24 protein-coding genes are annotated in these 25,419 nt (G+C 34.4%); 11 read left to right on the top strand and 13 right to left on the bottom strand.

Annotated elements, in window-relative coordinates:
- The first annotated feature begins 335 nt into the window (after positions 1-335).
- From WH188_RS03545 to WH188_RS03555, 3 genes are all read left to right on the top strand, one after another.
- The gene (locus WH188_RS03545; protein WP_168125922.1) at positions 336-1,679 is read left to right on the top strand and encodes an alpha-L-fucosidase; all 1,344 of its coding nucleotides are present in this window, start codon (positions 336-338) and stop codon (positions 1,677-1,679) included.
- 201 nt (positions 1,680-1,880) lie between these two features.
- Positions 1,881-2,519, top strand: a complete 639-nt coding sequence (locus tag WH188_RS03550) for a flavin reductase family protein (protein ID WP_132771163.1) — start codon at positions 1,881-1,883, stop codon at positions 2,517-2,519.
- Between the two features lie 259 nt (positions 2,520-2,778).
- On the top strand, positions 2,779-4,671 hold the full coding sequence (locus WH188_RS03555) for an amidohydrolase (protein ID WP_339423268.1): 1,893 nt from the start codon (positions 2,779-2,781) through the stop codon (positions 4,669-4,671).
- A gap of 202 nt (positions 4,672-4,873) precedes the next feature.
- On the opposite strand, the gene WH188_RS03560 is transcribed toward WH188_RS03555, so the two are convergent.
- A complete protein-coding gene (locus WH188_RS03560; RefSeq protein ID WP_132771165.1) occupies positions 4,874-5,149 on the bottom strand; it encodes a hypothetical protein in 276 nt (91 codons plus the stop codon).
- An 88-nt stretch (positions 5,150-5,237) separates the two neighbouring features.
- Here WH188_RS03560 and WH188_RS03565 point away from each other — a divergent pair, with 88 nt between their 5' ends.
- Positions 5,238-5,384: a hypothetical protein gene (locus tag WH188_RS03565; RefSeq protein WP_156169672.1), complete on the top strand. Its 147-nt coding sequence runs from the start codon at positions 5,238-5,240 to the stop codon at positions 5,382-5,384.
- Positions 5,385-5,506: 122 nt separating this feature from the next.
- Here the strand turns inward: WH188_RS03565 and WH188_RS03570 are convergent, their stop codons facing one another.
- On the bottom strand, positions 5,507-6,151 hold the full coding sequence (locus WH188_RS03570; protein WP_208698857.1) for an alpha/beta hydrolase: 645 nt from the start codon (positions 6,149-6,151) through the stop codon (positions 5,507-5,509).
- A gap of 740 nt (positions 6,152-6,891) precedes the next feature.
- Between WH188_RS03570 and WH188_RS03575 the strand changes: the two genes are divergently transcribed.
- Positions 6,892-7,488, top strand: coding sequence for an ATP-binding cassette domain-containing protein (locus WH188_RS03575; RefSeq protein ID WP_021190181.1), 597 nt, complete (start codon positions 6,892-6,894; stop codon positions 7,486-7,488).
- Between the two features lie 184 nt (positions 7,489-7,672).
- Positions 7,673-8,056 (top strand): hypothetical protein, encoded by a 384-nt coding sequence (locus tag WH188_RS03580; protein ID WP_132771168.1) that lies wholly within the window; start codon positions 7,673-7,675, stop codon positions 8,054-8,056.
- Between the two features lie 77 nt (positions 8,057-8,133).
- Here the strand turns inward: WH188_RS03580 and WH188_RS03585 are convergent, their stop codons facing one another.
- The 8 genes from WH188_RS03585 to WH188_RS03620 form a co-directional block, all read right to left on the bottom strand.
- Entirely contained in the window at positions 8,134-8,529 is a 396-nt protein-coding gene (locus WH188_RS03585; protein WP_339423269.1) for a (deoxy)nucleoside triphosphate pyrophosphohydrolase, read from the bottom strand.
- 85 nt (positions 8,530-8,614) lie between these two features.
- A complete protein-coding gene (locus tag WH188_RS03590) occupies positions 8,615-9,091 on the bottom strand; it encodes a hypothetical protein (RefSeq protein ID WP_339423271.1) in 477 nt (158 codons plus the stop codon).
- 182 nt (positions 9,092-9,273) lie between these two features.
- Positions 9,274-9,798, bottom strand: a complete 525-nt coding sequence (locus tag WH188_RS03595; RefSeq protein ID WP_339423272.1) for a GNAT family N-acetyltransferase — start codon at positions 9,796-9,798, stop codon at positions 9,274-9,276.
- Positions 9,799-9,831: 33 nt separating this feature from the next.
- Complete coding sequence (locus tag WH188_RS03600) at positions 9,832-10,011, bottom strand: hypothetical protein (protein WP_183914762.1); 180 nt, start codon at positions 10,009-10,011, stop codon at positions 9,832-9,834.
- Positions 10,012-10,025: 14 nt separating this feature from the next.
- On the bottom strand, positions 10,026-12,002 hold the full coding sequence (locus WH188_RS03605) for a leucine-rich repeat domain-containing protein (protein WP_339423273.1): 1,977 nt from the start codon (positions 12,000-12,002) through the stop codon (positions 10,026-10,028).
- 2 nt (positions 12,003-12,004) lie between these two features.
- Positions 12,005-12,373 (bottom strand): hypothetical protein, encoded by a 369-nt coding sequence (locus WH188_RS03610; protein WP_339423274.1) that lies wholly within the window; start codon positions 12,371-12,373, stop codon positions 12,005-12,007.
- Between the two features lie 10 nt (positions 12,374-12,383).
- Entirely contained in the window at positions 12,384-13,955 is a 1,572-nt protein-coding gene (locus tag WH188_RS03615; protein ID WP_339423275.1) for a hypothetical protein, read from the bottom strand.
- On the bottom strand, positions 13,939-15,408 hold the full coding sequence (locus WH188_RS03620) for a hypothetical protein (RefSeq protein WP_339423276.1): 1,470 nt from the start codon (positions 15,406-15,408) through the stop codon (positions 13,939-13,941). The genes WH188_RS03615 and WH188_RS03620 overlap by 17 nt, the downstream gene beginning before the upstream one ends.
- 337 nt (positions 15,409-15,745) lie before the next feature.
- On the opposite strand from WH188_RS03620, the gene WH188_RS03625 reads away from it, so the two are divergent.
- The gene (locus WH188_RS03625) at positions 15,746-18,052 is read left to right on the top strand and encodes a hypothetical protein (RefSeq protein ID WP_339423277.1); all 2,307 of its coding nucleotides are present in this window, start codon (positions 15,746-15,748) and stop codon (positions 18,050-18,052) included.
- 217 nt (positions 18,053-18,269) lie between these two features.
- On the opposite strand, the gene WH188_RS03630 is transcribed toward WH188_RS03625, so the two are convergent.
- Positions 18,270-18,770 carry a protease gene (locus tag WH188_RS03630; protein WP_339423278.1) on the bottom strand — a complete coding sequence of 167 codons (501 nt, stop codon included), beginning with the start codon at positions 18,768-18,770 and terminating at the stop codon, positions 18,270-18,272.
- 87 nt (positions 18,771-18,857) lie between these two features.
- Entirely contained in the window at positions 18,858-19,544 is a 687-nt protein-coding gene (locus WH188_RS03635) for a hypothetical protein (RefSeq protein ID WP_339423279.1), read from the bottom strand.
- A gap of 506 nt (positions 19,545-20,050) precedes the next feature.
- Here WH188_RS03635 and WH188_RS03640 point away from each other — a divergent pair.
- From WH188_RS03640 to WH188_RS03650, 3 genes are all read left to right on the top strand, one after another.
- On the top strand, positions 20,051-20,710 hold the full coding sequence (locus WH188_RS03640; protein ID WP_132771179.1) for a TetR family transcriptional regulator C-terminal domain-containing protein: 660 nt from the start codon (positions 20,051-20,053) through the stop codon (positions 20,708-20,710).
- An 84-nt stretch (positions 20,711-20,794) separates the two neighbouring features.
- The gene (locus WH188_RS03645) at positions 20,795-22,117 is read left to right on the top strand and encodes an ABC1 kinase family protein (RefSeq protein ID WP_339423280.1); all 1,323 of its coding nucleotides are present in this window, start codon (positions 20,795-20,797) and stop codon (positions 22,115-22,117) included.
- Complete coding sequence (locus WH188_RS03650; protein ID WP_339423281.1) at positions 22,118-22,273, top strand: DUF2256 domain-containing protein; 156 nt, start codon at positions 22,118-22,120, stop codon at positions 22,271-22,273. It abuts the gene before it with no gap.
- Between the two features lie 251 nt (positions 22,274-22,524).
- On the opposite strand, the gene WH188_RS03655 is transcribed toward WH188_RS03650, so the two are convergent.
- Complete coding sequence (locus tag WH188_RS03655; RefSeq protein ID WP_339423282.1) at positions 22,525-23,751, bottom strand: helix-turn-helix transcriptional regulator; 1,227 nt, start codon at positions 23,749-23,751, stop codon at positions 22,525-22,527.
- A gap of 1,183 nt (positions 23,752-24,934) precedes the next feature.
- Here WH188_RS03655 and WH188_RS03660 point away from each other — a divergent pair.
- On the top strand, positions 24,935-25,387 hold the full coding sequence (locus WH188_RS03660; RefSeq protein WP_339423283.1) for a hypothetical protein: 453 nt from the start codon (positions 24,935-24,937) through the stop codon (positions 25,385-25,387).
- Positions 25,388-25,419 lie beyond the last annotated feature (32 nt).

Below are 25,419 nucleotides of genomic sequence, written 5' to 3' on the forward strand. Positions count from 1 at the left end.
TTAAAAGAAAACCTTTTGAAAACGAGTATCCATAAAGCCTTTTCATTTGAAGAAATAGGAAAGGCGCATTTAAAATTATAAACAAATCGTGACGTCGATAAAGTCGTTGTTAATATCTAAAACAAGACAAAGATTTGCTGCATCAATCTGTCAGGATAACATTGAGTCAAATCAGGGTAATATAGATGCAATGCCCAGGTTTATATCGGGTTAATTTTGAAATATAAACCTTTTGCACTGTTCCATTGATATGACGCAATAGCTGAGTAACTGTTTTTTCAACCTAATTTTCGGTGTTTAAGCATGCCTTGGAAAGAACTTAATAAAGTGATGATATGAAATATTTTTTAAACCTTCTTTTGTTATTGACCATTAGCGGACCGCTCTCTGCTCAAGTTGAAAAAGTAACACCCATTGTGAAAACATCGAAAGTCGTTATAGACCAGTTCATGGATTTACGTTTTGGCATGTTTATCCATTGGGGGCCAGTTGCCCTGCGTGGTACTGAAATTGGATGGAGTCGAGGAAATCAAGTTCCCTTTGAGGACTATGACCAATTGCATAAAGAATTCAATCCCGTATTATTCAATGCCGAAGAGTGGGTAAAGACTGCAAAAAATTCAGGTATGAAATATTTAACCATTACAGCCAAGCATCATGATGGCTTTTGCTTATGGCCAACCAAATTTTCAGATTTGAATATTATGGAGACACCTTTCAAGCGTGATGTTGTGGGCGAACTGGCTGCAGCCTGTAAAAAGCATGGTCTAAAATTCTGCGTATATTTCACCGTACTGGATTGGCACGATCCACATTACCCTTATGCACGTGCGGGTACAAAGGAGATCAACGCAACGACCGACATGGCAAAATTTGTTGCAACTATGAAAGATGAGTTAACGGAGATCTTGACCAATTACGACCCATATATGCTTTGGTTCGACGGTAACTGGGACAAAGAATGGACCGATGCACATGCACACGAAGTATATGCTTTGTTAAAACAGTTGAAACCCGATGTCATCATTAACAATCGTTTAAAAGGTATAAGTGATTTCGATAGGACAAGAGAAGACCATACACGCTTGTCTTCGGATGCTATCGGAGATTATGCGACACCTGAACAGAAGATAGGTGCATTAAACATGGATTATCCATGGGAATCCTGCATGACTATTGCGAACCAGTGGGCATGGAAACCCAATGATGCACTAAAATCCACTAAAGAATGTATCCAGACCTTGGCAAAAACAGCTGCAGGAAACGGGAATCTCCTTTTTAATGTCGGCCCGATGCTGGATGGTCGTATTGAAGCCAGACAGATTAATAGATTGAAAGAGATGGGCGATTGGTTAAACACCTATGGCGAGAGTATCTATGGCACTAAAGGAGGTCCATTTATTCCGAACAATACCTATGCTTCCACACGTAAAGGTAATATCTTATATGTGCATGTTTTCAATCGAAAAGAGGATGTACTGACACTTCCTGCTTTAAAGGGCGTAAAAGTCAAAAAAGCCCATATATTAAATGGAGATGCCATAACTTTTTCACAAAGTGCTACGGGAAGTATAGCGCTAAATTTACCTGCACGATTACCGAACGCTGATAATACAGTGATTGTACTTGAATTAAATAAAAATGCTGAAAGCATTCCCGTTGTTGCGCAAAGTAATTAACCTGCAATTGTTCTTAATTATCTCTTCCGGAAATACAATGATTAATTATATTAAAACATATCTCTGACATAGAATTAATGTGTTCTATTTTATTTTGATTGTTTGAATTATTTTAACTTAATAAGTTTATTCCTTATCTTCTAGCAAGACTGATTGATACCGGTCCGTATTATAAGAAAGTGATTATTAATAAAAAATAAGATGATAACAATAAAAAGAAATCAGATCGATGAGATGGAAAAATTCTATCGGATCAGCCTGATCAATAGTCTGATCGGTTTTAAACCAGTCAATCTTTTGGGCAGCTGTAACATAGATGGGGCACCTAATTTAAGTATTATCAGTTCAGCATTTCACTTAGGAGCCAACCCGCCCTTGATAGGACTCGTTATGAGACCCCAACGCGAGCATAACGATACCCTTAAAAATATCCAGGCTACAGGCCAATATACCTTGAACAATGTACTGCCAGATTGGTTTAAACAGGCTCACCAAACTAGCGCCAGTTATGCTTCAGGGATATCTGAATTTGAAAAGTGCAACTTTAAGGAGTTGTATACCGACGGGTTCCGGGCCCCTTTTGTCAAAGAATCAACTGTCAGGATAGGCTTGGAGTTACGAGAAATCATGGATGTACCGCTCAATGGAACAACGATTGTCATCGGCGAAATCGTCCAGATTTTACTGGATGATTTGATTATTGAAGAGGATGGTACTGTCGATCATGTAAAGGCGGGATCAATGGCTGTAGCCGGATTGGACCGTTATTTTCTTCCAGAATTTGTAGGTCGCTTATCCTATGCGAAACCAGGAATTAAGGTGGAAGAAATAAACAAGTAGGGAAACTAATTTTTCCATTGCATGCGCTTTTGGCATTATATGTAGTGTGCTATCCTCAATAATAATTCTGTTATCAGAAATATTTTTTTTTTTGAAATCAAAATAGTCCATATGAAAGCGTTGATTTAGATTAATGAATAATTGGTTCTGTTTCGTTTTAGGTTTGTGATTTTGTTTTATTGTTAGATTATTTAAAAACAAAATAATCTAACAAGTGTTTTAGGAAAATACACATTATATAACCAAAACGCTTAAATTCATGGAACATCATCATTCTCACCCGTATTCGTGCACGCATTGTGCCTGTAACAATCCAGTATTAAAAATCCTCAAAGAGGATATTTTTCATCAGAAAAATTACGAAGCTCTCCCTAAAGCAGAAAAGAAGGAGGAAATCCGACAGGAGCTGATGATCAGTGGCGGTATTATACGGCCCATGATCAATGGTTCTGTTGCAACAGTTGATGCCATAGGAATTGCCTCTGGTCAAGTCAAGGTCACAGGCACAGTACAAGAAGTCAAGGATTATATGAGCCAACATTATCCAGGTTTCATTCAAAAGGTTCTTGGCGATGGACAAACTTTGTTGCCCGGTTTAATAGAACCCCATGTACATATTGTTCCTACCGCACTGATGGCAAGCTGGATAGACTTAAGTCCCTTTAAAGGACAAGACCTCATTGATCAGTATGGACAGGATTATATAAAGCTAGAAGTAAACAAACCTATAAATAAACCCGCGGAAAGTGGAGATTGGTATTTAGGTTTTGGTCTTGATCCTGCATTGATGGCATTTGATGCAGATGGAAAAGCATTGGTTACGATTACCAATGAATGGTTGGACCAGGTTGACGACCAATATCCGCTGATGGTATTGAGTGCATCTATGCATACCCTATATCTAAATACGCTGGCGATGAATGCTGTCTATGCAGAAAATGAGGCAAAACTCCAACCCATATACGGAGATGCGGCAGGTTATATTTTGCAAACACAAGGACAGCTCCAGGAAGCGGAGGGAATGGGGCCAGCGCTAAAAACGATCCCCAAAAATCAATTAGCAGACATGCTAAAGCAGTCCTTCAAACATTTCAGCGAACTATTTAGTCATGCAAATGAAAGAGGAATTACCATGCTTTACGATGCTGGCATGAACAGTCATCTCAAACTTTTATTGAACGCTTATTTGCTAACACATCGTCGTAAAGTGCGTGTGGGAGCGGCATTCATTTGTGATGACAGTAATATTGGGGATCTTCAACCTTATCAGCAACCGCAAGAGTATAAAGACATCTACTACGGTCATGTTAAAGTCGTTTCTGATGGTTCAAATCAAGGGTTGACAGGCTATCAGTCCGATCCGTATATTTGTGTTAGCGATGTAGATTATGGCATTTATAATTACCCAGATGATGATTATGTAGATAATGGCACATTCCTGTCTGATAAACAGCCGCCGGTCAATGCTCCTAATGCCTATCAAAAATTAATAACAACAGTTATCGACACCAATGAATGGCCACTGATGGTACATGCCAACGGTAACCAGGCTGTTGACTACGCTATTCAGACATTTCAAGCAATTCCTGTAGATAAAATCAAAGGTAAACGTCATCGTATTGAGCACTGTTCCTTGATTACCGATGACCAGCTAGATGTGATGCAGCAATTGGAAGTATCACCAAGTTTTCTAATCGGTCATGTGGGCTATTGGGGCTACGCTTTTCAGCAGGTTATTTTTGGAGATCAGAAAACACAACTGCTAGACCGCTGTAAATCTGCTTTAAACCGTGGCATGCGAATCACCTTGCACAGTGATAATCAGGTGAGTCCACTTGGGCCACTACGTATGATGGAGCAATCCATTACACGGAAAATGGAAAAAGATCCGAATCATGAAGTGCTAAACAGTAACGAATGTATCGGTGCCGAACAAGCCTTGGTAGCCATTACCTACGATGCGGCATGGCAATGCTACGCAGACAAGTGGCTAGGTTCGTTAGAAGTGGATAAATTTGCCGATTTTGTAATCTTAGCGCAAGATCCACTTTCTGTAACCGATCCGTTTATGAAACTACGGAATATACCGGTTCTCGAAACCTGGGTCGGTGGACGAGCTGTGTATCAAAACCTCGATCAGAAGCAAGCATAAAAAAACATATTCATGATTTATAGAAGATAGTACCTTTATAATGAGGTATTATCTTTTTCTTTTTAGTAGCACGCTTGAATGAAACGTAATTTCAATATGTATACATCTCCTAAATATCTAAGATAAGTAGTTGACAGGTCTTAAATTTCAGCTGTAATTACGGAGTGATTTATCTTTACATTAGTGATTACCCATTGCTTTGCTATTTCTTTAGAAATAACAGTCCCCATTTTCCGATATACATTCTTTTTTCAAATGTTTGACCGATTTCATATGGTTGTTGAACCTGCAGTTTAATTATTCTTTCAAACTGATTTTCTTTAATTTCAATATAATGCTTATTATTCCTGCTACCTAACGAGTAGTCGATAATCTTTCCACTTATATCTATGCTCTTACTGCCCTCAAAATAAGCGTTGCTAAGAATTATAAAGGAAACAACTGTGCCACTAAAAATAAATGTCATACCTAGTGTCATAAAAAATACTCTAAAAATTGACCTTAAGGTTGTCTGTATTTGTGTTGTATAATTTTTGGTTTCGTGTTGCTTCATAAATTTCAAATAAATGAAGGAACAACTAGGGATCATCACGATTAATATCGGTAATACAAAAAAATTAACGGTCCATTTTATGGCCAGAGAAAACTCAGTAAACTCTAATAAGAAAGTGGGGAGTATCATAATCAATACAGAAAGTCCAATGACCAGATAGAAAAATATTTTAAATTGTCGCATATTTATGGCTATAGTCTGCCTAATAATAGGTTGTTACTGTGCGGGTTTTAAAATTTGTATTAATTAAGAGTATGAGTCTCGGACTATAATTCCATTAAATTATAATATTTTTTTAAGCAACAACTCAATTTCTTGAGCATGAGTTATGGTCATAAAATGACCTGCATTTTCAATCACATAAGTTGGTTTAATGTTACGAATGGGGATGATACGATCTTGGTTACCATGAATATGGATAACAGAGGAAGGGACCACGTTATTTTTCCAGTTTAAGATTTGATTGATCGCCCACTTTAAAAATTTGACATCAGTATCCTGCAATATCTGTTTGAGCATCCGTTTATCTTCTATTGAGCTGATACCAAAGAAATAATCGACCAACCTATTGTGCTGCTTTAGAAAAGCATTCGGTAGAATATAATTAAGTTTTAGAGCACCTATTATTTTGTAAAGAAAAGGAAGTTCTGATTCACCTTTAGCAGAGGCAAGCAGTACAATCTTCTGCACTTTGATTATTTTAGCTATTTCCATAGCCATTATTCCCCCAAAAGAGAGCCCGACTAGTATCGGTTGTTCATCATTGATCTGCAATGACAGTCGTTTAGCATATGCTGCCATAGTTTCTTTTTTTAGCGGCGCGATCCAATCGATATGGATTACCTGAAGACCCTCAAAGTTTATTTTTGAAAATACTTTTCGGTCAACACCTAAACCACTTAATATATAAATATGACTATTGCTCATTTACCTTTCACGGAATAATATCTGATTCTTTTTAGTTTTTAGCATTGCTAAAATAAGCAATTAGAATTGCTTATAGTTGAACAATTTCTCCAATTGATCTTAAATTCTAGAAAGTATTATAATCTAACAAATGGAGAAAATTCCCTTTAATTAATGTGTATTGCGACAATAGTAGAAGCTAAATCATTGTAATTGTTAGCCCATTTGCCATTTGAAAAATAGTTGATCGGGTTTATTAGATAATGTGAATGAAATCTAGAAAATGAGGACATGTCATTGAACTATCTAATTGAAGATCAAAAGCTAATATTTTAACTTTTTTTATCATTATGCTATAATTATTAATCTGTATTTTTAGATTATATATTTCTAAAAGACCAATTAATAAATATGCATTGCAATAAACTGAAATTATCCTTATCGTTTTTCTGGTTTTTAATCCTTTTTAATCTTTTTGTAACTTTAATACTGACCTTACAAATGGGCGAATTAGTGGAGCGATATGGTCCACAAGTCCTCGTTTATTTTTTTTGGTTTAAAACTATTGGTAGCGTTTTATCTTTTATCGGAGAATACATTTTTAATTTCAAATCAAAAGGAGTGTTTTTGAGAAACATCAAACAATCTCCAAAACTGCTGCTTATCAGTATTTATTCATTAGATTTTATACTTTTCTTATTGCTATGCCTCTTGATCGTTCTTTATATTTAGATAGTCTCTCTTACAGTAGAGGAGGACGCATGATACTAAGCGGTCTGTTTCTTGAACTTGAACCGTCAACTATAGTTGGTTTACTGGGGCGTAATGGTACTGGTAAATCAACCTTGATGAATTGCATTTTTGGTAACTGCAAACCTGATTTTGCGTATATGAAATGTGATGGGCAGATCTTTAATCAAGGATATAAAACCAAGAATATTACTTATCTAACTCAGTATAGTTTTATTCCAAAGCACTTGACTTTATTACGTGCTATTCAATATTTTGATTTGGAAGATTCACCAATTATGGATATCGATATTGTAAAGGAGAGATTATTATCTAAAATAGGTGATCTTTCCACCGGCCTCGTTCGTTTGTTTGAGTGTTTGTTGGTCCTTTATTCTAAGGCTAATTATTGCCTTCTTGATGAGCCTTTTTCAGGACTCAGTCCACTCTATATTGACATGATTAAACAACATATTTTAGCTGTAAAATCTCTAAAAGGAATACTCATTTCAGATCATTATTATACACATGTGATGGATGTCAGTGACAGATTACTTTTACTAACAGGCGGTTCGCTTAAGTCTGTACAAAAGATAGAAGATCTAGTACTGCATCAATACTTAAAGTAATTTTAATACACATTGCTTTGGACATAATTTAAGGCAGTTGTGATCATGAACTATTTTAGATAATAAATGAAATTTTTAAGGCTACTATAGTCGCGACCATTTTCAGACACATGAACTAAAGTATACCTAAAATAAAAATACTATCTTCGTTTTATTAGACAATCAATATAAACGATGTGCAAGCATGATCATCAAAAAAACTTTCGGTGTTATTTTGCTCTTACTAGGTTTGTTTCTTGCATTCGGTCTACTTAAAGATAGCAGATTGATGCTCTTTGGTAGCAAAATTAAAGCCGATGTCATTGGGATAGACAGTGTAAAAAACAAGCGATTCGGATACGTACATTATCCGATCCTCCAATTTAATTATAAGCAACAACAAGTTCGTTTAGTAAAGGATTTAAAGAGTGTTGATCCCCAAAATGTACCTGCTCATATGGAAATATATTATGCAGAAGACATTGGTGTTAGTGATGGTTTCACCGTTACCTATGTTATCTTTTCTATCATAAGCATCATCATGATCATCTTTGGGATCATCGTCATTCGCACTAAACATCTTTTTTAGTCAAAGAAAGCATTACAAACTCTTCGCTTAACTTTAAAATTTAAGTTAATAAACTTGGGTACGTCTCTAAGAATGAATTATTCAGACAACTTATACGTCTCTATTAATGCTTCTGCGATAGGAACATCAGCAGGGGCTAGATTCCATTTTAATAAATCTGGAACTTTGATCCATTCTATTTGATCATGATCCACTAATTTGATTACAGCATCTTCAGTTTCGCAGCGATAGGATATCAGTTCAATTGTCTTTAGATCGTACTGATGGATGACTGTTTTAAAATGATTTTTAACTGTCACCCTCAAATTTAGTTCTTCTTGAAGTTCTCTCGCTAAGCATTCCTCATAAGTTTCACCTTCCTCCAATTTCCCACCAGGAAACTCCCAATATCCACCTAAAGATTTCTCGGGTTTTCTACGGCAAATCAAAATTTGTTGATCCTTTATAATAAGACCGCATAATACTTTAGTCATACCCATGAGTTTATTTGTTATTCCAATATTAATCTTTTTATTTTCGAAGTGGTATTCCTTCGGAGTATGAGCGATTCGCTAAATATTAGGGGTTGATCCACGTCCAAATCACAGTGCTAACCAAAAAGTAAACTGCAAACGCAGCGATAGCGACACCGATTGCTTTTAAATATTTAAGGCTTTTGCTGTCATCATTTCTTAGTAATTGTATATTATATATATAACCAACAGCTCCAATGAGACCGCCTAGCGCTCCACCACCAATAAATACAATTGAAAAGGGAAGTATAACCAGTATAGCTTCATACCATTTAAGTTTCTCTACGATATTATATTTATTGTTATCGATTACCAATACAGGTACAATGTCAGGATATGCAGGTTTTGCGTAGGCCTTCACGATCTCTCCATTGCTATGTGGTATTAGAAAGGGTTTTCCTTTTTCAGTTGATCGCTCAACAGCCACATTGTCTTTATATATAATCTGCTTACCCGTCCAAAAAGCTATGTCGAGTTCAAAATTTGATTCAGGAAAGGCAGGTAATGTAAATTGATGTTTCATTGAATGTTATTATTAATATTTTAATTCTAGTGTCGTTCTCTCAATATTTATTGGGATCGACTATTTTAGCTCCTCAGCCATTGCTGTTTTTTAACCATAATCTTTTCCTGCCCGAAAACGAGAGCAGTTATGAAAAGTAAGCATCCAAGTAATATGGTTGCTTTCATTATTTAGCGTAATCATTAATCGGTTGATAAAATGGCGTAGCCATAATTATCAGACCAGCCAGATTTTAAGGGCAATAATTTTCGTGTGTGTGCTTCTCGCAACATTCCAACCTTTTCTAATACATGAATAGAACCCGTATTTGCCACAGCACAACCAGCTTCTATTCTGTGAAGGTTTAAATCGTCAAAGCCAAAAGCTATTATTCTTTTTAAACTTTCTGTTGCGTAAACTTTATTCCAAAATCTGGGATCCAATTTGAACCAGACTTCCGCATTTTTATATTTCTCTTTACCTAAAGTAATTCCGATTAACCCGATAAATTCGTTTCCTTGTTTTTGTTCAATAGCAAATACGTATCTTTTGTTTTCTAAAGTCCAGCCTTCAACAATTTCCCTTGTTTCATTTATATCTTTAGGAATTCCTAGCGTATTAAATTCATCGGTTTCAGCTAAACTGTGTAGACGGTGAATATTTTCTATATCTTTTTCTGAAATTGGTCTTAAATATAATCTTTCAGTATTAAAATTTAATTCTGTCATTTTTGATATCTATTTCGTTTTAGTACTTTGATTTTATTTTTTCGGTAATGCTAGTCTAAGTGGTAATGTATAACTTACAGCTGTTTTAATACCTTCAATTTTTGCTACTTTCCGGTTTTTAGCCTCAGAAAGCTTTTTCACGACCTGGTCATCCAGATCAGTATTCGCTAGGATGGATAAAACTAATTCAGTATTTGTCTTTCGTATCTTCAAAAACACATGTAAACTTAGTGAATATACCCCTGATCCGTGTAAAATAATAATCCTCCTCTTTTACTCGTTATTTCTTTTAACTGAACAAAATCAACATCAATAGCTTGATACAACATGATTTGTACGTCGTCCTTTAATCTATATATAGCCTCTGGTAATTTCCCTATTCTTGTTCCATTTAGATTAATGATATTGATTTTCTTCAGGTCACAAATAGATTCGGGAAATTTTTCCAATTTGCTATAATTAAAGTCTAATTTCTCTAGTCCATCCAAGTTTCCAAAACTTTTTGGAAAGTGTGTAATAGTCGATGCCCTTGCATTGATTTCTTTAAGGTTTTTGAGTTGACCGAAGGTTTCTGGAAAAGTTGTTAACTTACTGCTTTCAAGATTTAAGTAACTTAAACTTGTCAAGTGTCCAAATTCATTCGGCAGATTTTGGACAGAAGATGAAAGCCATAAATATTTTAGATTTTTAAGATTACCTATCGAAGGGGGCAGTGTTTTGAATTGACCAGCTACTAACCAGAACTCCAGATTGGATAAGTTTCCGATATTATCTGGAATTGATTGTAAAGACTGTCCCTCGATCCACAAGTGTCTTAGATTTTTTAAATTTCCAAATGACTGAGGTAATGTTTGCATTCTATGTTCTCCGGTTATTTCCAAAGTATCCAATTTAGTCAAGTTATCTATATCAGAAGGTAATGATACCGTAGAGGAACCAGAATTCCAAAAGCTTAATCGTGCAAATCGTAAATTGGCGCATGTACTGAAACTCGCTGGTAAATAGGCTTTTTGGGCTCTTATATCCAAAGATTCAAGCTTTTTTAAATTTCCAAAATCATTGGGTATATCTGTAACAGTACACGCCAACGTCTTAAGATTTGTTAATTTCCCCAAAGTACCGTTGAAATCAATATTTCCAGCATACTCTATTCTCAAATATTCTAAAAAACTTAAGTTTCCGAAAGATTTGGGCATTTTAAGAGTCCGATTTTCAGTCGCACTATAAAGTGGAGTAAGATGGAGACTCTTGAGTTTAGTCAGATTTCCAAAGTTTTCTGGAATGTTCAGATCTTTACCAACCCCATCCAAACTTAGTTCTTCTAGGGCTAGATAGTGATCACCAAAAACTGTGGGCACATCACGTAGAGAAGAACCGCCTAATATCAGCTTTCTTAGGTATGTGAAAGCCTTCAAAGCAGGAAAGCTTTCCACCTCATTAAATCTATATGCAATTCCTGAAGCTTGCATATTGAGCTCAATGACATGTCTATTCTTATCTTCAACTACTCGGGAAGTTCCTCTTCCCATTTGTAATTCATGCAATGCTTCATCTTCCTGGTAATTTCCTGTTTTAATTACTTTTGAAAAGCGATAGCTTTTACCCCCATAATTAATAAGGTACTTGATTTCATACTCCGTGTTAGCAAACCCATGCACCTCTATGGTTGGATTATCTTCAACATTAGGTCTAAAATAACCGTCGTGATACATATTGTGCAAGTGACCGACAGGTTTGTCAATTGACCATTTGCCGATATCTTTATACTTCTCGTCAACGGCAAAAAAACGTATCGTCTGAAAATGATCCGGTGTATATTCCTCGATTTTGATCTCTAATTCCGGAATTTTTACGACAACTGAACTGCTGCTTGTGCTTTTATTTGAATGGGTCACCGTCCAGGATAGTGTATATTCTTCCCCTGGCAGTCCCAAAAATAGTGTGTTAGGATTATCAGGATCTTTAATTTCAACAAACTTTTCCATCAACTTACCTTTTGCAATTTGCCAGCTTCCCTTTTCGTTTTTCTGTAGGGCATTACCCTTTAGCTGTACTGTAAATTCGCTATATAATTCTGATGGATCAGCTTGAGCAGCATACTCTGTTTTTAATATATCTTCCTTTTCCTTGCTACATCCTAAAAAAAATAAAGCTAAGAAAGTAACAATAAAAAACCGCCTTATTATATTATAATTAAAGTACATGATTAAGGTTGTGTTACAAATTTAAAAATATTAGAACGAACAGCATTTTCGGACTTGTCAAATACAATCACTTGATAATAGTATGTTTTAGATTTCCCTAAGGGATTAAAGAAAACAGCATACTGATTGTTGTTTTGATTTTCAGCATGATATAGCACACCTCCCGTCTGTTTATACATAACAGCAAGATCATCATGTACATATACCTGTACCTTTTTGTACGGATAGTCTGCTAGTGAAAATGAAAGTATGTATTGACCTTTATCATAAATTACTTTATTTTCAATTTGCGAAAAGGCGTCTATTTCATTGTAAACGGTATCTTTTTTACAGGAATAACATAGATTCATTAATAACGCGATGATACCCATTGTTATGATTTTATTGAATTGACATTTCATATATAGTACCATCTGTAAATTGTAGGTTAGCATTTAGATAATGTTTGTTTTTGTAAATAAACATACCGCCATAATATTCATGAGGTACGGTCTTAGGAAGAACAACTGGCTTCAAAGTATTAGTCTTGATTTCGTACAACATAAAGTTGTTTAATCCCATGGAAACGAGTATATTGTTGTTGTAATTTAGAAGGCCAGCAGGAGAATAAGGATAAGTCTCATTTTTATTACCATAACGGTATTGTTCGGTAAGTTTAAAATTTGTCGGATCTACTGTGTAAATAACGAATGTAGACCCGACATAGAAGCCCTGATCCAAGACATTTGTTTGTCCAAAAGCATAAAGTTTTCCTGAAATAGATATAAATTGATAGTTTCTAAAATTATTATCAAAAGTTGTTAAATATTCAAAGCTTTCCGTTTTATTATTATACTTAACCACTTCGTTGGTCGTATTATTTTTCGTATGGGAGATTTTATCAATACGGGTATACGCCTGATATATGTTTTTATTGTGTTCAAACAAACATATGCTTTCGTATTCATGACTTTCTTTCTTTTGAGGTTTACTAAAAAAGTGAGTTGCAAATTTAGTATTCTTCACATCAAATGATCGACTCAATAATTCATAACCATTAAAAGGATCGGGAGCTTCAACAGGTAAATTATGTGTTACAGGCTGCGCCTGAAAAATTATTTTATTCTCCAAGGTTAAGTAATTGGGTGACATGTATCCTAATTCGATAGGTATATCGGCTATTTTCGACATACTGCTTGTTTCCATGTCTAGAATTGACACCACGTTATTCGTGAAATAGTAAATTTTATCATTAATGACAAAAGGATTTAAATTTCTCAAGTGTGTCGCTTTGAGTTGTAAAGTAAGAGCATTGCCTTTATAGCTAAAATCAATAGCTTGTCCCATCACTTCTTCTCCTTTATACAGAACCCGCATCATGTAATTTCCAGCTGGCAGGGAAAAGTTACCTGTTGCAGTAATTTGATAATTGTCTTGTTCCACCAGCTTTGGATAATCCAGTAATAAGGTATCACCACCAAGTAGAATAGCAAGATCATGTAAATTGATATTGTTCAGGTTTTTTCCTTCAACCGTTGTTTTATATTTTCCAAATTCATCATAAGTCACGTCTGTATTAGACCACTTGAGCGAAAATTCAGAAGGAAACAAAGCAGTCGTAGTTACTTCTTTACTATTTTCAGCTACAATGGTCTGATTGTCATACTCGGCAAAAGGCCGAATAACATACGTCGATTCAGGGTCCAGTTGATCAATCAGTACAAAAAAAATACCATCTTTACGTACTGCTTCAATTATTTTGACCTCTTGCGGATTTTCTTTTTTATAGTATTTTACTCCAGACTTATTATAGCCCAAGGCTGAGATCTCGTAGGTCAATGAAATTGAATGATCTCGTATACTAACGATAGACTCTTTAATAATTTGGGCTGAAAGTACTGTGTTTTCCTTTTTACAAGAACCACAGAATAAGATCAAACCCAAAACAATTGAAAGTTTAATATAGTTGACCATTTGACTTCGTTTTGATGTAAATAAAGTTTAAATTATTTAATGACCATGTCTGCTGATAATAAAAGAATAAGTTGTAGGAATTATCTTTATTTTGGGTGACAGTCATAAATCTATGCATTGGCAATTCAGGATATTGTTTTGAGGACAGGACTTTTAGGTTTTTATCATATTTATTTATCGTGCCATAAGTACTGATACCACCTCCATCTTCTTGACCATATACGACAAGATTGTTATCATTATCAAAAAAAGCACCTTTAGGTATAAGATTTACCGCTTGCTTCGTTTTAGATAAAATTTTGCCATTTATATCAAATTTAAAGTATCGAAGGTTGTAATAAAACAGATCATACCCCCACAAATAAAAATTATCATCATTATCTTTAATAAGCGAAGACATCAAATAAAGGTGATCTGCCTCATAGCCTGGATATTTACCATCAAACTTAAAGGTATTGAGCAGCGAACCTTCGGAATCTGTTTTTTGAATCTGTATATCCGAATTGTGGAAGTTGTCAAAGCAATAATAGATTTTTCCGGCATTATCAAATTCAATTGCTTTTATTGGATAATCTGAGTGTTTACGTTTCCAGACGACTTGGTAATCATCTTTATTTATTTTAAGTAGATTTCCCAAAGCGGTACCAATGATTATTTCACCTTGTGCATTAAATTTGGCTGCGGTAAAATAATCTTCCGTTGGAATAGTCTGTAATGTGATTGGCTTTTCGTTTAGCAATGTACCCTTATTGGCATCTATTGCATATAGATCGCGGCCTACCAATAAGAGCGCATTCTCTTTTTTATCAGATAAGATAAATTCAAAAGGTTTTCCAAAGTACTCTAGATCAGCGATGAGTCTATACCACAAGATCTCCCCCTGCATGTCCGTACGGTATACAATAACTTTAAAATAATCTTGGGTAGCAATATTATCATGCTGTAGATAAGAACAGATAAGATGACCACCATCATCCAATAAACGCGCTATACTTGGGTTGGTTAGACGGGACTGTGTATGTATTTTATATTCTTTATAATACATATTGTCATCCTTATTTCCTCCCAGCGTTTGTATAGTAGAAGATTTCTCTACTTTTAAACCAGAAGAAGAAATAGCCTGCACCATGATGTTGTAGTTTTTATCCTCTTTCAGATTAATCACACTGTATTTTGTGATACTAACATCCTTAGCCACTAACTTTCCATCCAGGTAGATCATGTAGGATACCGGATTAAAATGTGAACTTGTTATTTTTTCCCAAGAAAATTCAATAAAATTTTTACCTACTGCACTAACAGATAATGTTAGTGTATTTAATTTTTCCTCTTGTTCAGTATATTGATCCGGTTTGTTTCCAAGACTTTCATCTTTCGAGCATGCTGCTAATAACATCACCAAAAAACACAATAGAAATAGATAAACGAATCGATTTTGTATAATTTTTTTCATAATATAAGCTGAGGTAAATATATAACATTTAAAGAAATTATTATTATTTCATGACAACTTTTTTTATCCAAATCCATATAGCAACCACTGTTGGGTTTTATCCAAATCCAGACGGTAGAAGCTTCTCGTAGCTGACAAATTCTAACGGTTTATTGAGTCCGGAGCAACTGTGCTACTAATGGTATTTAATAGTTTATTTTAGATCTAGTTGTATCAAAGATAGGCTGGTTCACTTTTTTACATAGTAGCTGAAACCGGGGATTTTTTGAAGGTTGTTCATACACTAACTTTGATTAGATATTTAAAAATTAAACAACACGACAAAATAACTATATAGATGAACATCGAGGAGTTAGAAAATTTATTTTATTCAGGTGATCTCGCACTATGTATAGAAGAAGGAGAGCAGCATCTTAAAAATCATCCTGACGATACAACGGTATTGTTTTTAATGGCTATTGCACATTACGATTATGTTTACCCTGGTCACCCGGAGCTTGTCTATGACACGATGAATCAATTTACGGTCCCTTATCTTAAGAAAATTATAAGCCTTGAGCCCGAAAATTCAGAAGCATTACAGCATATACTAAGTTATGCATTGAATAACGATTATAATTTAGCTTATATTCATCTTTCCAAAAGACACATCACGGCCGAAAATAGGAACGATTATATCGGTTATGCACAACGTTTAATTCAAGATCCTAACCATGCAACATCTGGTTATGATTTCTTAATTAGGATTTATGAATCTGTCGGAGAAAAAGCGGCTGTTTTGAAAACGTTGGATGAAGCAATGGCTTTCTTTACCACATATTTTACAGCAGATAGAGAACAGCGTAATCAGTATAACGCGATCTTTCTGATGAAGAAGATTTATCTGCTACAGGAAAATAAATTAATACCTCCAGATGAAATCGTTCAGGTTATAGCAGATCATATACAGAACATTGCCAGTGATGATGATAGCGACTACCTGTATCTTGCAGAAATAGCTTTTGAAAATGAAGATATGGCCTTGACAAAAGTCATCTTATTGAAATTGATCAGAGGTGTAAATAGTAAAGAGGATGTTTTAGATGGGCTAGTGAAATGGCACCAACGTTTCGATAAGCTGATTAAGAATGGACTTGTTGATGATGACGTGTTTTATTTCCAGTTAATCGTGGAGCGTAATCATTTTGAGAGGATGCATCTAAAGGCCGATTTTTATTATCATCATGCACTTAGGCTGATGGAGGCGCATTCCGATAAATTTTCGCTGTATCATTTTGCAGGCACCTATTTACATGAAGCAGCACGCCACGCAGAAGCATTACCACTGCTGAGCAAAGCCCTAGAAATTAAATCCGCATCCATAACTTGGAGACGCTATTTTATATCCAAATATTTAGTAACAGGAGCAATCGATCTGGAACTTCCAACATTTGAAGATTTGCCTCGGGACCTGTACAATGACGGCGTTGAACTTAGCGAATTTATTACGGAGGAAATTACAGATCCGGAAGATCTTGCGTTGTTTCAAGCGATGTTATCGGGTCTTTATGAACAATCTTTTCATGCTTTCCAGGCATATTACGAAGAAGGTAGTTATGAAAGTGACTATCTCGGTAGCAGACACAATTGGGCCATGTGCTGCAATAACTATAGTATAGAACTTATTAAAAATGGATGTTATGGGACTGCAGTCGATGTGATCCATACTGGTCTGCAAAATAGTGAATTTGAGGAACTGCATCATACTTTATTAGATGCACTAATAAAACAAGAAAATTATGTCGATGCAAAAGCTGCGTTAGCAAAATTCTTTCGTACTTATACAGCAGAAGATTCAAACTTTTATCTATATCTGAAACATCAAGCCGATTATTTAGTTGTCAAGAATGGCTTGGGGGAGACTGAACATATTGCTGATGAAGCACAGGAATTGCTATCTAAAATCTATCAACACTATATCGTGAATCCAGATATTTCCGATTATGATTTTAGAGATTATGAAGCCGCGAAAAATACTGTTGAAGGATTGCTATACGATATTTATGACGACGAACGACATGATGTTAAGATCGCTTATTATACGCATATTATTGAGCAGTATCCGCATGAAGCACATGCACCCTATGTGCTGATGCAAATTTACAATGAACTGGAAGACTATAAAAACGTCAACCATACAGCTCGATTATACTTAGCCAATAAGAAGGAATTTATTATTAATGCCTTTGATAAAGCAAAAACGTTGTATATGATTATGAAAAGTCATTATTTCATGGAGGAGTATCCAGTAGGAATTGACTTTTTTACAGCACATGATTCTTATTGTGAAGAAACATTTGACGCGCCGGAATATCTACAATGGTTGCTATATGGTATCAAATTATTTGCAGCTAACAATCAACTGGAACCCTTGCTTAGGTACTCCAATAAATTAAAGCATATTTATGAGACCGAAGATCGGGGATATGATGATACCGCCGAAGAAGTTCATCTGTTAGTGGCAAAAGCTTTGTATGTCAGTGGCGATTTGAAGCAAGCGCATCAACATCTTGACATTGTATTGGGCTACAGTGATCATGTTGCTTTGGCAGATGAGTACAAAAAGAACTGGAAAAAACCAGGTTTATTCTCAAAATTATTTTAGTGATTACGTTGTTATCGTTTTTCTACTAGAGCTAATTACAAGACAAGCAGTACGAAAAAGTACTGCTTGTTTATGTTAAAATTGATATCTAGTCATCATGATTCAAAAAACCATCGATTGCCATATTATGAATGCGATCAAGAAATATGCTTTTATGATTTAAATAGAGGGGCGTAGTATTATAAGTTTTGATCCTCACAATCGACATAGCCACGCATTACTTTCCATTTACAGTAATTTTGACTTCATTTCCTTCATGTAGACCGCTCACACCTCCGCCAGTATATTTAACAGTGTACTTTCCCGGTTTGATCGTATATTTTTTTGCAAGGTTGTATACTGTACTGACGCAATCATGTGGTTGCACTAGAATATAACTTTCTGCAGGAGGTGGCATCACCCTTCTTGCCATCGGACCAGTAAACTGCGTTTCTATTCCCTGTTCATCGACAATTTCCATATATTTTCCTAACATCGGTTCAAAGGGTGTTTCCCATTTACAAAAACGCTGTACCGTGTCTGAATGGTTGAACACTGAGAATGATAATAGTACGGAATCTGTGGAAAAATTAGGGTCAATCGCTTGTAGTTGTGTCTCCAGAGGAATTAACGTTGACGTATCCTGTTTAACTTCAGCTGTGTCAGAAACATTTTTTTGATTTTGACAGCCCGTCACGAATATAGCTGCAAGAATTAAGAAAGAGAAGGGACGAATCATATGTATATATTTAATTATGCGTAATTACTGACTAGCAGTTAATGGATTTGGTTTTGCCTGTTATATCTAAATAAAAGAGATTTATGATCATTCCAAGCAATTTGCAGTAGATTTAAATCTGTATTTTGTCAATATGTGATACGGTTTTAATACAATTGCCGCAGATTGGCAATTAACATCTCGGTTAGGAACTGATTCCGGATCAGGATTAGTGGATGCTTTTGATCGTATTGTGAAATTTTTCTCCAAACATTTAACCGGCTTCTCCGCTATGAGATAAGTTCGATTTTCTTTGATGTTATCCTTTGTTGAGCCTTCTGGACCATCATCAAAAGACCACGCGGTACTGGTACTGTAAGTGAAAAATAAAGTACTGTCCTGTACAAAATAACGATCTACAGCCTCATAATGATCATATTCATTATATCTGTGGACAATTAGTTTAAGGTTACCATTTTTTGTAAAGTAACTCACCGTCCCATTTTTTTCATCTTTGCACGAATATTTAAATGTTGTGGAATCCAATTGACCATCTTCGAGTTGTTTATTGACAGCAGTATAAGCCTTTTTTATAGCATCGATATTAAGGGGAGGAGTATGCTCTTCTGCTGATCTTGTGGGTGACAGTGTTTCAACTTTATGCATAGTTGTATTTGTTTTGCTTTTATCAGAACCTGCTCGATCTGTACATGCAATAACAACACATAAAATGATCAGAGGTAGCAACATCTTCTGCGGTGGCAAGATCTTAAGTATTTTACGAGTTTTCTGCATATTGACGGAATTCCTATTTATATCGATTAAATGCTTAAAATGATCATATAAGATTATAACAATCCTGATATAGAAATGTTCATCCACCCTTAAGTATAGCTATGAGGCAGACTTTGATATCGTAGCTAAAGATATCCGTTCAAACGTATAGAAAGAGAACCTAGACCATCTCGAGGAGAAATAACTTATTTGAAAAAGCTATCGGTCAGCATTGAGGTAGTTATTGATAAACTACGGCAAAAAACAGACGAGATTGGATATAGAAACGTATAAGTACAAATAGATTAAATATACATTTTCGGCAATCTAACCCATATCTTGAATCAGCTCATGCTCAAATAATGAGTAAACAGTTAAAATTCCAAAATGGGCCTTAAATCAGATTAAACCTATATTTTACCATTAGTCATCTATTGGATCATTGATATAGTGTAAAATTAAACCTTATTTTATTAAGTTGGTTTAAAATATGACTAAATTGTGTATGGTAAGATATAAATACAAAGATGGAAAAGGAAAATCAAATTACAGCAGATAAAATATTTGAATTGTACGGAGAGTACATTTTGAATCACGGCGAGCGGCCAAAAAATATTTACCGTTTTGCAAAGGATAATGATTTTGAAGAAAAAGACTTCTACGATTATTTTACAAGTTTCGAGCAGATTGAAAAATCAATGTTGGTCAATCTTTTTGAAAAGTCCGTAGCATTGGCGTCAGAAGTTAATATTTCTGATAAGATTACGTCGAAAGAAAAGCTTTTGAACGTATATTTTATCTTTTTTGAAAACATGACGATGAACCGTTCGTTGGTTTTGATGATTCTGGGGAATGACAAATTACATGCTGCAAAAATTTCAGATCAACTCAAAGAAACGCATCGAAACTTCATCAAAACACTCGATTTTAACGATTGGAGTATAATTAAAGAAGCAAAAGATGATGTGAAAAATTTTCATGACAAGGCTAGAGAAGAAGCATTTTGGCTTCATTTGGTTTCTGCCATCGAGTTTTGGAAAAAAGATACCTCGCCATCATTCGAAAAAACAGATATTTTCATTGAAAAAACAATAGATACAGGTTTTGAATTGATGGATAATGAACCATTGCGAAAAGTAGTTGACCTTGGGAAGTTTTTATTCAAAGAGAAATTTAGAAAAAGTTAAATGACACATCTGCATTAAAATCCTACTATTTTTCAATCAACATGATGGAAATTCTTGACGTCTATTAGCAATGAAAATTTAAAAATGAAAACACTCCATAAAATACCGACAGGAAAGTTAGAAAGAACGAGCAGTTTGCTGAAAGCAGGCGCCAAAGTTGGCGTTAATTACATCAAATATTACGGAAATAAAATTACAAAGGATAAAGATGAGGACGAAGCTCGAAAAACTTTAAATGAAGATAATGCGACCGATATTTACGATTCTTTAAAAGAATTGAAAGGTTCTGCTCTAAAAGTTGCTCAGATGCTGAGTATGGAAAAAAATATTCTTCCGCAAGCCTATGTAGAGAAATTTTCTTTATCGCAATTTTCTGTTCCGCCACTTTCCGGAGCTTTAGTAAAAAAAACTTTCAGAAAGTATTTCGGTAAAAATCCGGAAGACCTATTTGATGAGTTTACAGATGAATCTGTTAATGCAGCAAGCATCGGACAAGTTCATAAAGCCAAGAAAGATGGTCAAGACCTTGCAGTCAAAATTCAATATCCTGGCGTGAGGGAAAGTATTTCAAGTGATCTGAAAATGGTTAAACCGATTGCGATGAAGATGTTTAACATCAAAAAAGAGGGGTCGGAATCGTATTTTCAGGAAGTGGAAAATAAATTGTTTGAGGAGACAGATTATGATCTGGAACTGAAAAGAAGTCAGGAAATTTCTGAAAAATGTGCTCATCTTCCTAATCTCGCTTTTCCTACATATTATCCAGAATTTTCCTGTGAAAGAATCATCACGATGGATTGGATGAACGGAAAGCATTTCTCAGAATTTACAAAACTAGATAATTCTCAGGATGATTTGAACAAGATCGGACAGACACTTTGGGATTTTTATATGTACCAGATGCATGTTCTGAAGCAGGTACACGCCGACCCGCATCCCGGAAATTTTTTGGTTTCCGCAGATAAAAAGTTGCTTGTGATTGATTTTGGTTGCATCAAAGAAATTCCGAATGATTTTTACAAACCTTATTTTGAATTGGCTGAACGTAAGAATCTGGATAATCCTGAATTTTACAAAGAAAAATTATACGAGCTTGAGATCTTGCTTGCTCATGATTCTGCAGAGGAACAGGAGTTTTTTACTAAATTATTCTACGAATTACTGGAATTATTTACAAGACCTTTCAATGTCGTGAATTTTGATTTTTCTGATGAAACTTTTTTTCAGGAAATTGCAGATTTAGGTCAGCGGTATGCGAAACTGAGTAATATAAAAGGGATGAACACCAACAGGGGGTCGAAACATTTTATTTATCTGAACCGCACATTTTTTGGATTGTACAATATGATGCACGATCTGAAAGCGCAAAATATCGTCATCAATCAATATAAAAATTTTAAACAATAAATGCCTTCTAACTTACCTTCGAAGATTTGTGTAGTCTGCGGATTACGCTTTAATTGGCGAAAAAAATGGAAGAAAAATTGGGGCAACGTAAAATATTGTAGCGAAAAATGTCGAAAAAATAAGAAATCAACATGTTTTCTCTTGGTAACAGTTTAATAATCAAAGATAAATAATCACGAAGCTGTAAATCTGCGTAAGCAATTACATCTTTAAATAAGTTTATTTATAAGCAGAATATTGAGAATTCTTGACCAAAAAGCTTAGATTATTTTCCAGACTTGGCTAGATGTATATACAGAAGCATACTGCCCAGCTTATAGCGAATTAGTATAGGGTTACTATGTTTGCTTGAGAGCTGCAAATATATAATTACTAGGACGTATACAGCATAGTTATCGAGCATTTATTTATTTGGTTAATTCAGATCGATTGTCGATATCTAATATTTCATAAATTATTTTTAAGTGGTATTTAACAGTGTTTTCTGAAATAAACAATTCATTTCCAATTTCCTTATTTGTTTTTCCTTTTCTAATCAGTTCAATGATTTCGAGATGACGAGGTTTCAAATTATACTTTTCAAGGTTTAAATATAGTTGATTATTTTTATTTTCTGCAGTATGATTGATATAGGATTCTAGTTGAATTCTCATACGCGCTATTTCTTTTTCAATTAAAAGTCTTCGTTGTTTATTTGATTGAAAAAGCTTAAAAAGAACGAAAATTAAAATACACAGCAATATAATTATAGTGCTGAGCACGAGTTGCATATTCTTCTTATTATTCAATTCGATGTCACTCCTTTGTTGAAGCAGCTCTTTTTCTAGATTATTAAGTTGTCCGCTTCTATTTGCAGCATCATATAATTTTCTCTGTCGTGTTACCTCACTTTGCGCCAGGTATGCTTCTTTATATTGCTCATTGGAGGTATAATAATAGATTATGGTCTCTAGCATCGTGATTTTATAAATATCTATTTGAAACTTCTCGGCATAGTCCATTCCTATTTCAAAAGCTTTTATTGCCTCCTTATGTTTTCCCATCAAATTATATAGCTCTACTTTTACTTTATAAATAATAGGTAAATGCTTGGGATTTTCTTTTTTTAGGAGTATAATACAGTTATCAAAATATTTATCAGCAAAGACATAGTTCCCTTTTTTCATTTCCAAATTGCCCAGGATACATTCATAAAATGCTCTAGTTTCATTTTTGATATATTTGAGGTTCTCTGGTTTTACTTGCAGAAGCAATTCGTTAAACTCTTTGTTTTTTTTCAGATCAAAGTAAATAAATAGTTGCTCAATTAGAATTCGTGTACTTGTTTCTTTATTATATTTCGTGTTTCTACCCGCTTTTTCTGCTAATGTTAGATTAGTCAGTGCTCCTGTATAATTATAGAGATTTTTGTACGTCAATGACTTTTGTAAGTAAGCGTGATATCGATCATAATCAGTAGATTTCGTGTCATTTATGATTTTGTCAAGCTTTACTATTGACTTCTCGTTTTGATTTTTATCATTAAAGTTTGAGATTTCAAGCTCCAAAGATTTATGATCAATGTTTTGACTATATAACTGCGTGAAATAAAGTGAAATTATAATAAATAATAAATACTTTTTAAAGAAAAACATAAATTTTATTGCAAATAATGGCTAACACCTAGTCCTTCCGTTAGGATATGTAACTAGAAATGCCCAAATATATGGAAAATCCAAAATAAATTCATTTAAAATATAATAGAAATACTTTTCATGTTTATTGATAAACAGATAATTCTACCAAAATGGTATGTCCTCAATTACATCTTACTATTCAATATTTTCTAAGGAAGATGAATATACTTTTATGAGGCACTATTCTCGGGTAGGATCTGAATACTACCCATTAAAAGGCTAAAACTACCCTAATAGAATTTGTTCATTAACCTCTTACAGACCGATATTTGTACTTGTTCATAAGAAAACAAGAGTTTTAAATATGTTTTGTTTTTCTTATCATTTTATTTAGAATAAAAGTTATTTTACTATGATTATTTCCTGCACAGTTATTGGGACATTAAGTGTTATCTTGATCGGATCTTGCCTTAGTTATCCTAACCCTACGTTAGCATTCTTTAATCTACAGAACATTTGGGGAAAAGTGTTGATCAGATCTACTATTCTTCTTAGTTCCGTTACTATGTTATTAATCAATTTAAATTTTTTATTTCCAAATATGATTTTTATAAGTGTTGTGCCCAGGACAATACAGGGGTTGTGTATATTCTTGGGGCTAATAGGTTTGCTTGCTACATCAATTTTGGTAATCCTTAGATGTGTTCAGAGCTGGTCTGCCGTATATGTATTTGGAAAAATGAAGGGTACAGGGTATCTCGTCGGACTTTTATTTTGGTTATTTAGCTCTATGATACAGCTTATAATTATTCTTTTTGCTACAGCCTATTTATAACAACATGTGGAGATTCTTCGCGTACTGCGACGACATCTTTAATGATTTCTGTTGCGATTTTACCAGGAAAACACGCTCGCAGATTATTAACAAAGTGTTCTGATGTTACTGACTATTTAATCAGTTAACCATAATGAAGGTTCATCTTCAACTTACTATATCTATGAGCAGTATACATACTCATATTAATTTGTTCCATGCATTTAATTCACTGGGTAGTATTATTAACTACTTGGTGAATTAAGTGGTTAATAATCAATCTTATAAACATTCGGTAATTGATGCTTACTGGGTAGTTGCCATTCAATTAGTTGCTTTATCATCTCTTTTAATTTATTTTTAAATATTAAATAATTCTTTATCATTATGAAATTTATAATTATTCTGACACTAACATTCATGACTTGCTCTCTGGAGTCCTTTGGACAATCGGTATCATTAAACTTTAACACCTATCAAACAAAAAACATTAAAGAGAAGCACTATCCATCAACATTAAAATACTTTGCGAATAATTATCCTGCAACATTTGTCATTACACTGAATTCGGAATCGGGTACTTACGATTTGTTTTTGGATGATAACACATCAAAAGTCAGATTAAGTGCAATCTACGATCCTCAAAAAACAAAGTCAGAGCGGATAGCTTGGAACGATAAAACATTAAATTGCTATCAGGTTTCAAATGGAGATTACTTTTATATTGTAAAGACTTCTTTTAAATCCCTAATAGAAAGAAAAAGTTACTTTAGCGACGGTTCAATTTGGATATATTGGTCTAAAACAAAAGCTGGAACAATCACAATATATAATCGATAACTTTACTAAACACTAAGCTTTGATACATTACA

Origin of the sequence: Sphingobacterium sp. MYb388 (genome assembly GCF_037479535.1) — a bacterium.
GTDB classification, from domain to species: domain Bacteria; phylum Bacteroidota; class Bacteroidia; order Sphingobacteriales; family Sphingobacteriaceae; genus Sphingobacterium; species Sphingobacterium anhuiense.